The sequence below is a fragment of the Psychrobacter sp. SCQQ22 genome (assembly GCF_015864605.1).
Taxonomy (GTDB): domain Bacteria; phylum Pseudomonadota; class Gammaproteobacteria; order Pseudomonadales; family Moraxellaceae; genus Psychrobacter; species Psychrobacter fozii.
This window is the reverse complement of the sequence record NZ_JADYWZ010000005.1, coordinates 124,301-136,234: the sequence shown is the minus strand read 5'-3', so window position 1 is coordinate 136,234 and position 11,934 is coordinate 124,301. Positions and strand designations below refer to the sequence as shown.

At 42.8% G+C, this 11,934-nt stretch carries 9 protein-coding genes; 4 read left to right on the top strand and 5 right to left on the bottom strand.

Going from position 1 to position 11,934, the window contains the following annotated elements; translation table 11 throughout:
* Positions 1-50: 50 nt before the first annotated feature.
* Positions 51-1,301, top strand: coding sequence for an enoyl-CoA hydratase/isomerase family protein (locus I6E84_RS08495; protein WP_227681391.1), 1,251 nt, complete (start codon positions 51-53; stop codon positions 1,299-1,301).
* 126 nt (positions 1,302-1,427) lie between these two features.
* Positions 1,428-2,372 carry a 3-hydroxyisobutyrate dehydrogenase gene (gene mmsB, locus I6E84_RS08490; RefSeq protein ID WP_197217453.1) on the top strand — a complete coding sequence of 315 codons (945 nt, stop codon included), beginning with the start codon at positions 1,428-1,430 and terminating at the stop codon, positions 2,370-2,372.
* 272 nt (positions 2,373-2,644) lie between these two features.
* On the opposite strand, the gene I6E84_RS08485 is transcribed toward mmsB, so the two are convergent.
* Positions 2,645-3,403: an IclR family transcriptional regulator gene (locus tag I6E84_RS08485; RefSeq protein WP_110923752.1), complete on the bottom strand. Its 759-nt coding sequence runs from the start codon at positions 3,401-3,403 to the stop codon at positions 2,645-2,647.
* A gap of 602 nt (positions 3,404-4,005) precedes the next feature.
* On the opposite strand from I6E84_RS08485, the gene I6E84_RS08480 reads away from it, so the two are divergent.
* Positions 4,006-4,911 carry a hypothetical protein gene (locus I6E84_RS08480; protein ID WP_197217451.1) on the top strand — a complete coding sequence of 302 codons (906 nt, stop codon included), beginning with the start codon at positions 4,006-4,008 and terminating at the stop codon, positions 4,909-4,911.
* Between the two features lie 146 nt (positions 4,912-5,057).
* Here I6E84_RS08480 and I6E84_RS08475 read toward each other — a convergent pair whose 3' ends face one another.
* From I6E84_RS08475 to I6E84_RS08465, 3 genes are all read right to left on the bottom strand, one after another.
* Positions 5,058-5,828, bottom strand: a complete 771-nt coding sequence (locus tag I6E84_RS08475; protein WP_197217449.1) for a 4'-phosphopantetheinyl transferase family protein — start codon at positions 5,826-5,828, stop codon at positions 5,058-5,060.
* Between the two features lie 298 nt (positions 5,829-6,126).
* Positions 6,127-6,645 (bottom strand): peptidoglycan-associated lipoprotein Pal, encoded by a 519-nt coding sequence (pal, locus tag I6E84_RS08470; protein WP_110923755.1) that lies wholly within the window; start codon positions 6,643-6,645, stop codon positions 6,127-6,129.
* Between the two features lie 150 nt (positions 6,646-6,795).
* Positions 6,796-7,419: a DUF6231 family protein gene (locus tag I6E84_RS08465; protein WP_197217447.1), complete on the bottom strand. Its 624-nt coding sequence runs from the start codon at positions 7,417-7,419 to the stop codon at positions 6,796-6,798.
* Between the two features lie 260 nt (positions 7,420-7,679).
* On the opposite strand from I6E84_RS08465, the gene pepN reads away from it, so the two are divergent.
* Positions 7,680-10,322 carry an aminopeptidase N gene (pepN, locus tag I6E84_RS08460; protein WP_197217445.1) on the top strand — a complete coding sequence of 881 codons (2,643 nt, stop codon included), beginning with the start codon at positions 7,680-7,682 and terminating at the stop codon, positions 10,320-10,322.
* Between the two features lie 116 nt (positions 10,323-10,438).
* Here pepN and I6E84_RS08455 read toward each other — a convergent pair whose 3' ends face one another.
* Positions 10,439-11,521, bottom strand: coding sequence for a 3-deoxy-7-phosphoheptulonate synthase (locus I6E84_RS08455; RefSeq protein ID WP_110923758.1), 1,083 nt, complete (start codon positions 11,519-11,521; stop codon positions 10,439-10,441).
* Positions 11,522-11,934: the final 413 nt, after the last annotated feature.

Genomic DNA, 11,934 nt, shown 5'->3' with positions numbered 1-11,934 from the left:
AGTCACTTTATTCATTTTAATTTTTGCAGGTACTTTTTATGACAGCCGCCATGACATCAGTTACAACAACAGATAATAATCAAAAAGTCACAGAGCAAGAAGCGCCAGTATTGTTCAACACTGAATCGACAGATTGTGGTCATTTGATTGGCGTCATGACACTTAATACCCCCAAATCTCTCAATGCGCTGAGTGTTGATATGTGCAAACTATTAGCACAGCAGTTAGATGCATGGGCAAGTGATGCACAGATAGTCGCTTTGGTGTTGAAAGGCGCAGGCGATAAGGCTTTTTGTGCGGGTGGTGATATTCGTAAACTGTATGACAGTATGTCGACCAGTGCACCGTTACCGAATCCTTATGCAACAGAGTTCTTCAGTCATGAATACAGCCTCTATCGTCAGATGCATTTTTATGCCAAGCCAATAATTCTTTGGGGTGACGGTATCATCATGGGCGGCGGTATGGGATTGATGGCAGGTTGTAGCCATCGTCTGGTCACTGAGCGTACCCGCTTTGCGATGCCAGAAGTGACTATCGGACTATTCCCTGATGCCTCTGGTAGTTGGTTTTTGCAGAATATGCCTGCCAAAACAGGTTTGTTCTTAGGGCTAACAGGTGCGATGTGTAATGGTAATGATGCGCTATTGGCCAATCTAGCAGAGTATGCCGTCGCTAGTAGTGACTATGATGCTGTTATACAAAGTTTAAAACAGAGTGATTGGCAACCAGCCGTTAATAGTATGGACAAATGCGATAACAATAGTGCGTATAGTATCGTTAGCCGTGCACTCGCCGCGCAATCAGTCGCCGAATTGCCTGCTAGCAATTTAGCAAAATATTGGCAACCTATCCAGCAGTTGATGAATAGTGGCGGCTTGGACGATATCGATGCCATATTGCAAAATGATGAGTCATTAGCAACCTTACATTCAGACTTTGCAGCAGACAGTTGGACGCAGCGAGCAGTCGCCACTTATCGACATGGTTGTCCCGTTACCGTCGCTTTGACCTATGCGCTTTATCACAAAGTTGCTGACCTGTCGCTAGAGCAAGTTTTATATCTAGAAACCAATGTGGCGGTACATTGTGCAGCCAATCCTGACTTTAAAGAAGGCGTACGCGCGCTGTTGATTGATAAAGATAGAAATCCGCAGTGGTCGCGTTCATTAGCTGATTGTCTCAATGCAGAAGGGCAGGCATATATCCAACAGCATTTTGTAAATCCTTATGCGACAGGTGAGCACCCTTTAGACGGTTGGTTGGGTACTGAAGCAGCAGGCAACCAGTTTGTGCGCTAACCATTTGAATTATCCATTTGATTGGTATTTGAACTAGACATACCACACTGAACGACATAATGGCATGACGTACACAAAACACAAGCGTGCGCCATGCTGACTATATAACCATCAAGGAATGATGAGATGAATACAAAGGATGTAAATACTACGGATAATGGCAGTGCGAAGCCAAACATTGCTTTTATCGGGCTGGGTAATATGGGCGCGCCAATGGCGGAGAACTTGTTAAAAGCAGGTTATGGATTGTCTGTCTATGATTTGTCTGAGGATGCGACCCAGCGTCTACAGCAAGCAGGTGCCAGTGTGGCAGACAGTCCTAAAGCTGCTGCAAGCAATGCACAAGTCGTCATCAGCATGCTGCCTGCTGGCAAGCATGTTCACTCTGTCTATTTAGGTGAAGATGGCACCAATGGTCTACTGGCAGAGTTACCACAGGGCACATTGGTGATTGACAGCAGTACCATCGCTGCTGCTGATGCAAGGACCGTGGCAGAGGCAGCAAGCAAGCTGGGTATAGACTTCTTAGATGCGCCAGTCTCTGGTGGTACGGGCGGCGCTATCGCAGGCAGTCTGACTTTCATCGTGGGTGGCAGTACTGACGCGTTTGCAAAAGCGGAGCCAATACTAGCGGTCATGGGCAAAAACATCTTTCATGCTGGCGAGCATGGTGCCGGACAAGTGGCTAAAATCTGTAATAACATGCTATTAGGTATCTTGATGGCAGGGACGGCAGAGGCGATTAATTTGGGCGTCAAAAATGGTTTAGATCCCAAGGTGCTATCAGATATTATGCTACAAAGCTCAGGTCGTAACTGGACATTAGAAGTGTACAATCCTTACCCGCAAGTCATGGAGAACGTACCATCGAGCAACGGTTATCAAGGTGGCTTTATGAGTAAGCTGATGCAAAAAGACCTCAATCTGGCTTTACAAACCGCTCAGAATACAAACGTTGATACGCCGATGGGTGCTAAGGCTGCAGAGTTATATGAAGCGCATACAGTCGAAAATGGCGATAGAGATTTTTCTAGTATCATGGCGCGTCATGACAGTTCGGTACTCTCTTAGCACCAATCCCCAAAAGTACGATTAGCGGTGTCAAGCTTGTTTAGTCTACAATGCGTCGTACTTGCACTCGTTTTCCTTGCTTCTCTAATTTTTGTGGATGGTATTAGCTCCAAAATAGTATGTTTAATACAGTCAAAGAACTACTAAACGGCTATACATTATAAGAGATGTGTTCAACCATATAAAAAGGCCTGCGCTAATCTCTTAGTGCAGGCCTTTTTATAGTCATTCGATTATAGCCATTTAATTATAGTCATTTAACGGTCACAGCTTTAGCTTTGTAGCTCATATACCAGCGATTGAATATCTTGTGCCGCTGCTTGTAGTCGTGGCACATGTGTCAGCAGCTCATCCAAAGATAGGCGTACGGTTGGTGCATGAATATATAGTGAGGCCAGATAGCGCGACTTTTTATCCAGTATAGGCACAGACACAGCTACCATTTCAGAGATAAACTCTTCGTTGTCGATACCCACACCCATTTCAGCAATATGATCTAGCTCTTTGTTTAACGCATCGATATCGGTGATGGTGTTTTTCGTGAACTTATCTAGCGGCAGACTTTGCAGTATCTTGTTGCGACTGGTAGCAGATAACTGACTCAAATACAGCTTACCAGTAGCGGTACACCACATTGGTGATTTGGCACCTACGGGCAGATAAATCTGTAGCGGTAGAGCGGTTTGTGCACGGTTGGTATAGAGCATGTCCATATAATAGGGAATTGCGATCCCGCAAGTTTCTTTTACCTCCTCTACTAATTTATGCAAAACCATTTGTCGTTCATTAAAGAACTGGCGCTGCTGCCACAGCTCAACACTTAAGTTGCGTACTCGTTTTCCAGGAATGATGCCACCTCCAATATCGACGGTCACAAAACCCTCATCAACCAAATTTTGGATCAATCTATGCATGGTTGGTTTAGGAATGTCTAGTTCCTGTGACAGCTCAAGTGGAGAGAGAGGCTTAGAAGCATAAGACACGGCTTCGATAATCTCTAACACACGGGTAATCGACGATACTTTAGGCATATGGATGGCTCAATAATAAAAATAGTACAGTAGGAAATATCACAATGTTTTAATCAATCAGATAGGTAGCAGTGAATACGTAGATTTATCACACATTCTTAACTACTTCTAATTTAGCACAATATCAAGCTTAGACAAGTCTTAGGCACGCTATCTGCTCATACTATATAGAAACAATTGTATGATAAACGCATGTGTCTAAAAACTTATTTAAAGCAACAGTGGCTACAACAACTCACAAAGTACAATAAACTGTAGTAATAAGCTATATAACCGCCACTGAGTTTAATGGAAAGGTCGTTCACTATAATGACATATTTTGTAATACCCTTACATAAACATTAAGCTGTCCAATATCAATGTTTGCGCTATTCAGTAGCTGTAAGAGTGTTGTGTAACAGAAACTCGAAGTTTTACGGATTGGTGTAGTAATTATTACAATACCTATGCAATCTTTACATAATGGCAAATAAAAAGCGCATCTATAGGGATGACTTTTAAAGCCAAAATTGTTTTAATCTCCTCAACAAAAATGATAGATATCAAAATCTGAATTATCATTTTTTTACGGGCGAGTTATCCCATTCTTTAGGAGAATATTGATGAAATTTATTAAACTAACGGCTATCTCTGCTGCTGTCATGGCATCAACTGCTGCTTTCGCTGCTGAACCAGTTATCGTTGTTGATGAAGCTGATGCAATGGTATATGAAGCAGAGCCAACTGCTGTTGCTTATGAAGCTGAGCCAGTTGCTGTCGCCTATGAAGCAGAACCTACTAACACTGGTGTTATCGGTAAAACTGCTGGTGCTGTCCGTAATACTACTGGCGCTGTCGTTGGTGGCACTAAAACGCTATTCAACACCGCTATTAATCCAGCATCTGTAAGTGCTGAAGCTGGTACTTTAGGTTATGGTGCTAACATCGGTTGGTCACTAAATGAGAATACTGAATTGCAAGCTGGTTGGGCAGGTGGCGATGTCGCTGACCTATTCGGCGGTGATTTCGATGCTGGCGATGTTAACTATGATGTTGACGCAGACTTCAGCAACCCTTACCTAGGCGTACAATTACGTCCTACTGGTAACTGGTTCACAGTTGGTGCTGGTATCATCGTACCTGACAACGATATTGATGTAACTGCTAATGCAGATGGTGGTTTCTTTAAAGTTGACGGCCAGCAATACAATGCTGCTCAAACTGGTACTCTTGAAGGTACTATCGAGCACCGTAACAAGCTAGCGCCTTATGGTACTATCGGTTTCCGTCCTAACATCACAAATAACTTCGGTCTATTTGGTGAAATCGGCGCAGCTTACATGGGTAAAACTGACGCAACTGTTCGAGCTGTGAATGCAGACAGTGTAGTTAGCTATACAGATTCAAATGGTGATACTCAAACAACTACTGCAGGCGATGTTGCTAAAAAAGCTGAGCAAGAGCTTGAAGATAAAGATTGGTTAGAGTGGTTACCAATTGTTAAAGTTGGTGCAACTTACCGTTTCTAATCTAATCACAGTTTAAATACTGTCATTAGAAGAAAAGTAAGCACAAAAAAACGACCCTTTTTAGGGTCGTTTTTTTGTCTAAAATAAAGTAGCAGTCGTTGTTTAAAACAGTAATCGCCATCTAAATTAATATAATTATCACTTATCTAAAAAATAACGACCGTCTGTTGTATAGATAAAACGGCAATTTGATAAGGTGACTTATGGTCAGTTATGACGGTTAAAGCTGACGGCTCTCTACTGGCATCTATTAAGTCATCAATAAGATAGGAATAATCTATTCCTAGACCTTGAGCCAGTTTGTATTGATGGATTTTAATAAAACTTTCTTTTATCTGCCATAGCAACTTGGCGATCGTGTCACGTTGAATCACGGGTAATGATTGCAAGATTGAAATCTCATTGTCTGAGTAAAATCGCTTTGCCACATGCCATGCAACATTATTGACCTCTACGTCCACACCTATAGGGCGATGAGGACTAATCACCACGGTGACGATACTGCTTAACAGTTTATTGACTGCCTTGCTTTTGCCACCTGTATGACTGAAGCATACGTAATGTCCACTTTTGACAAGGCGATACGGGAATGCGGATTCATCTAACGTATCGCTGAGCGCTAGCTTATCCAGAAACTGCTGTAACAACAGACGCACGCCTTGACGCTGTCGCTGACGTTGGGCACGAGCGATATCACGCACTGATAAATCATCTGGTGGTATGCGGTATTGCCAACTACGTTTGTACCATTCATCAGTACCTATACATGTAGCGTGATCAATGGGTCTCCCCAACGACTTGCCCCATAAATCTTGATGTTTGAGGCGTGGATACTCACTCACCTGTGCGGTGGCACACCACGTCATAGGCTGTAGCTGAGTAAATTGAATATGCGTCAGGCGTAAGGTTGGCATCATGAGTTATATCGATTGGTATGAGTTTGTTTTTTGTTTAGGGCGTGTCTTCATTTCAAAAATGGTGATAAAAATGAGATAAATTGCCGTCAAATAAGAAAAATAGCGCAGACAATATCGGGATATTAGCCAGCTATTTGACGATGTTTGGCAAGATTTAGCCATTTTTAGCCCATTTAGATGACTATCGAGTGAATTGAAGACACGCCCCAGTAATACGTAAAAAGCCCAGCAATATCAATATTACTGGGCTTTTATGAATCAAGTTAAGCTTGTCTGATTCTGATTGGTTGTACGACTTTTAGTAAGACAGCTCAGCACGACGGTTTTGTGCATAATCAGCTTCAGTGTTACCAGCAGCAGCAGCGCGTTCTTCGCCATAGCTGATGACACGGATGTTATTTGTAGACACACCTTGGGCCGCAAGATAGTTACGCGCTGCTTGAGCACGGCGCTCACCCAATGCGATGTTGTATTCACGGCTACCGCGCTCATCAGTGTGACCAGCGATAACGACACCCGCTGATGGGTTTGAGCTAAGTAGGCTTGCATGTTGATTCAAAACACTGGCTGATTGTGCGGTGATTTCGCTGCTATCATAGCCGAAATATACAACGGCTTGTAGGTTTTCAGCACCAGCAATAACTGCGCTAGAGTTATTCATAGAAACAGATCCATTATATCCAGCTTGACCACCTGGGATACCTAGTGGGGCAACCACAACTTCAGAGTTTGTGCGTTTGGTAGCACAACCTGTAGTAATGGCGATTGCGCTTGCTAATACAGTTAGAACGGCGATCTTAGAAAAGTTAGTTGACATGCTGAGCTCCTAAAATTTTAATTAAATTGTTTTTTTAAACTGCTTAGGATAAAACTTGGGCAATTGCTATCTATAATATACTAAATGTTACTTTATGTAATTAGTTTTACTGTAAATAATTCTAGAATTTACATATAGATATGAGGCTTACTACCACCGATGCTTACCCCAGTTTTCAGGGTTAGCCCAGTAATCAGCATTGAGCCAATTTGGTAGCTGTTTATAGTCATATAAATTAAACTGCCAGAGAGTGGCTGTTGTTGCTACGGGCGAATTTTTTTGGTCCATTAAGCTAATATCTGAAGGTTGCTCATTCAAAATATCAAATGGTGTAAAGCCATAAGCTTGCAAGCTTATGCTGCTCTCAAGTGCGATGAGCAGATGCGCAGCATACAGATCACGATAGCGCATCAGTAGTGGAATATATTGCTGTAGTAGCTCGGATGACAATGCAGGTAACCAAAAACAGGCGAGCTCATACCGTTCAGGCAGTTGCTGCTGTGTAAGCTCTGATAACGTTACTATCTGTAGCGCTTCAACCTGTTCCATTTCATTATTGCTGTCTTTATTACTGAGATATTCTTTTAGTTCTGTCTTTAATGCCATGCGTGCATTTTTGTCTTGTACCACCCATAATAACTCAGTGATATCGTTGAGCTGTTCAATCATTTCCGGTGTGTCTTCTTGCGTTACTAACGATGGTAGTAGGGCATCAACGTAATCTATAAGTAATGGTAAAGTAATGTCTGAACGACGGGCAGTATGCTTTGTCATATAATAGGCCGTTAATTAAATAGTGATCAGTAGTGAATCTATTAAATCATTTTAAGCATCATTATCCAATGGTTGATTAACACAAGTTGTCTTAACCTAGCTTGAAGTACCACATATACATCTGCATTTCTTCTGAATGCTATAATCTTTAGACCTGCACTTGAAATTTGGCCGTTCAGGTCAATTTAGTTATAAGTCTAACAAGCTCTTGTACCAATACCATTTGTATATTTATATCATAAAAAATAATAGGAATTTATATGTCTACTGCTGAAACTGATGCTCAAATCATCAATGCTGATATGCCAGACGTGCCACCGCAAGCACCGAGTAAAATCAACCTAAAGGACTATAAAAAACCAAGCTTTGATGTCGAAACGGTTGATTTGAATATAAAGTTGTTTGAAGAGTTTGCGCAGGTAGACAGTACGCTAAAAATGGTACGTCAAACGGCAGGAGATATCGTATTATTTGGTGAAGCGTTAGAGTTGATTTCTATTAGTGTGAATGGCGAGATACTGACTGCTGAGCATTACCAGCAAGACGATGACAAGCTGACAATATCGAATGCACCTGATGAGGTTGTTTTAGAGATTCAAGTTCGCATCTGTCCGCAGACCAATACTGCCCTTGAAGGTCTATATATGGCAGGTAGTGGTGACGATACCATGTTTGTCACCCAGTGTGAGCCTGAAGGCTTTCGCAAGATTACCTTTTATCCAGATCGTCCCGATGTGCTAGCGATATTTACCACACGTCTAGAAGCAGATAAGCGCTACCCAACGTTATTGGCCAATGGTAATTTGGTTGAGTTTGGTGAGTTGGTAAATGCGCCAGACCGCCATTATGCAATCTGGCATGATCCGACTAACAAACCAAGCTATCTGTTTGCCTGTGTCGTCGCTGACTTAGACGTATTGACAGACTCTTATACGACGAGCGAAGGTCGAGATGTTAAGCTTGAAGTGTATGCCAAGTCTGCCGATATCGATAAATGCGATGTTGGTATGCAAGCGCTAAAAGATGCCATGGAGTGGGATGAGGTCAATTATGGCCGACCATACGATTTAGATCGTTATATGATCGTTGCGGTTAGCCAATTTAATATGGGCGCGATGGAAAACAAAGGTCTAAATATCTTTAATACGGCCTGCGTATTGTCTAGCCCAGAGACAACGACTGACTCACGTAGCTTCAGTGTGAAAGCTATCATCGCCCATGAGTATTTTCATAATTGGACAGGCAATCGCATCACCTGTCGTGACTGGTTCCAACTGTGTCTAAAAGAAGGTTTTACTGTTTACCGTGACCAATCGTTCTCAGCAGATCAGCAGTCGCGTGCTGTACAGCGTATCGATGATGTCGCTACATTGCGCGCGCATCAGTTTGCAGAAGATGCAGGGCCGCTTGCACATCCTGTACGTCCTGAGAGTTTCGTTGAGATCAATAACTTTTATACGACGACTGTCTATGAGAAAGGCGCTGAAATTGTCCGTATGATTGCGAATACGTTAGGGCCTGATGATTTCCGCAAGGGTACTGACGAGTATTTTCGCCGTTATGATGGGCAAGCTGTGACCGTTGAAGACTTCTTATCTGCGCTGAGTATCACTGATAGCAAGATTGAAAACTTCATAGATTGGTATCGTCAGCCAGGCACGCCAGTGGTCTCTGGCCATCAAAGCTATGATAGAGCTGCGCAGACATTAACCATTACGCTTAGTCAGCAAACTCGCCATGTCAGTGGTTTTTCTGCACCAAAACCATTACCTATTCCGGTAGCGACGGCACTGTTTGATCAAGACTCTGGCGACATCATCGCCGAGCGTATGTTATTGCTCGATCAAGCAACGCAATCATTTACCTTTGAAAACGTGTCTAGTGAGCCAGTAGTCTCGTTGCTGCGTGATTTCAGTGCGCCAGTACAGCTTAATTATGATTATCAAGATGAAGACTTGGCATTCTTGCTTAAGCATGAAACCAATGGTTTTAACCGCTGGCAAGTAACGCAGATGCTCGTCAATCGTATCCTGCTACAAGGTCAAGGATCGAAGAGCAGTCCTCAAGTCTATCTAAGCGCACTGGCTCAGACATTACCTGAATTGGCAGCTGAAGATGCGATGTTGGCAGCACGTTTGCTCGATATTCCATCAGCACAAGAGTTGGCGTCTGCGATTCACAAAGATTACGATCCAGCATTGGTGAAAGCGCAACGTGAAGGCTTGTATCAATTGGTAGCAGATACCTTAAAAGATCAGTGGGCAGTGCTTTATAAACAGCTACCGATGCAGTCTTATAAAGACAGCCCTGAGGCACGTGGTACTCGTGCGCTACGTAATGTGGTGTTAGACATGGCATTAACGGCCAAAATTGAAGATGCAGCAGTATGGGCGCAGCAGCAGTATGACAATGCCAGCTGTATGACCGAGCGTTTCGGTGCGCTAAAAGTGATGGTCAATCATCAAGTGGCAAGTGCTGATGCTTATTTAGCCGATTTTTATGAGCGCTTTAACAGCAATGATTTGGTTATCGACTTATGGTTTAGTGTGCAAGCGTCCGCTGATACTGTCACGGCTGATACTATCGAGTCGTTGATTGCTCATACTGATTTTGATTGGAATACGCCCAACCGTGTACGCTCGGTCATCAGTGCCTTTACGTCACAGCCAACAGCGCTGTGGACAGCAGAAGGGTTGAGCCTTTATACAGGCGTGATCAAAAAGCTAGATGATGCCAATCCTGTCTTGGCCTCGCGTTTGCTGCAAGTGCTGGCACGTTGGAATACTTTGGCTGAATCACATCGCCAGATAGCGCATGATCAGTTGCTTGAGTTGCAGCAGCAAGTCTCATCTAAGCATGTGCTTGAGAGTTTAAATAGTGTGTTAGGTGCAGCGAGCGAGTAGGTTAAATGACCTTGTGACTGAATTGAAAGCATAAAAAAATCCCGTCCAACATTATTATGTCGGACGGGATTTTTTTATGCTTGGCTCAATAGTTATTAACTATAAGCCAATGACGATTAGCGGTTAGGCAATACGTCTTTTACCATGTCACGTAGATTGTGTAGCGCAACGACGGTACTGTCCCAATCTAAGCAACCATCAGTGATAGATTTGCCATATTCAAGCTGGCTCAAATCAGCAGTCAGTTTTTGATTGCCGCCTTTTAGGTGACTCTCAATCATCATACCGATGATTGATTTGTTGCCGTTCTGAATTTGTTCAGCGACGTTTTTGATGACCATAGGCTGTAGATATGGGTCTTTACCTGAGTTGGCATGACTTGAGTCAATCATAATTTTGCTACTGGTTTTGCCTGCAGCCAGCGCATCTTCAACTTCAGAGACAGCCGTTTGATCATAGTTAGGCTTGCCATTACCGCCACGCAATACCACGTGCGCGTAAGGGTTGCCTTTAGATTTGATGATAGAGACTTTGCCATCTGATGATAGACCTAAGAAACTATGACCCGCTTTTACAGCTTGCATAGCGTTGACTGCGACTGTCATGCCGCCATCAGTACCATTCTTGAAGCCAACTGGGCACGATAGACCAGAGCTCATCTCGCGGTGAGTTTGGCTCTCAGTGGTACGTGCGCCAATCGCTGACCAGCTAATCAAATCTTGCATGTACTGCGGCGTATTTGGATCCAATGCTTCAGTCGCACAAGGCAAACCTTTTTCGTTCAGATCAATCAGCAGTTTACGGGCCGTACGTAGACCTTTTTCGATATCGAAGCTGTCGTTCATATCAGGGTCATTAATCATACCCTTCCAGCCGACAGTGGTACGCGGCTTTTCAAAATAGACACGCATCACAACGAAAACGCTGTCTTCGATTTCTTTTGCCAATATGGCTAAGCGATCGGCATATTCGTGGGCGGCTTTGATATCATGGATAGAGCAAGGGCCAATGACCACAAATAAGCGTTTGTCTTTGCCATCCAAAATGTCTTGAATAGTATTACGGCCTTTCAAAACCGTGTCATACGCTTTCTCTGACAAAGGCAGCTCAGTTTTGAGCTCGTTTGGAGTGATTAGGGGGATGAATTGTTCAATGTTCACGTCATCAATATCTGCATTATGGGTAGCTGGTGTCGTCATGATTATATCGTCTAGCTAATTTATAGGAATAATCATTATGCGGACAAAACGGGCTGTTGACAAGGGTAGTCGGCGAGTTTATTGACTCATAACTGGAATGATAAAAACAAAACTTAGTTATACTTGTTTATTATCAGTCTTGTATTGGGTGTAATAGACATAAGATTTCTGCTTAATATTCTTATCCATAATGAAAAATTGACCGAAATTTTGAGTCATTTTTCATAGGTATATCACGCTACTTTTATCAGCTAACTTAGCTATTTATATCATCGTCACGTATGATGACAACATAAACGATAGGACGCTAAAATAGTGCGTGCTGAGAATACTCATTAATCACCGTATTTTAGTGTAGATTTCCCAAGTATTATTTCATAATAATTATTTTTTATTCTTTATAACATTGTGTT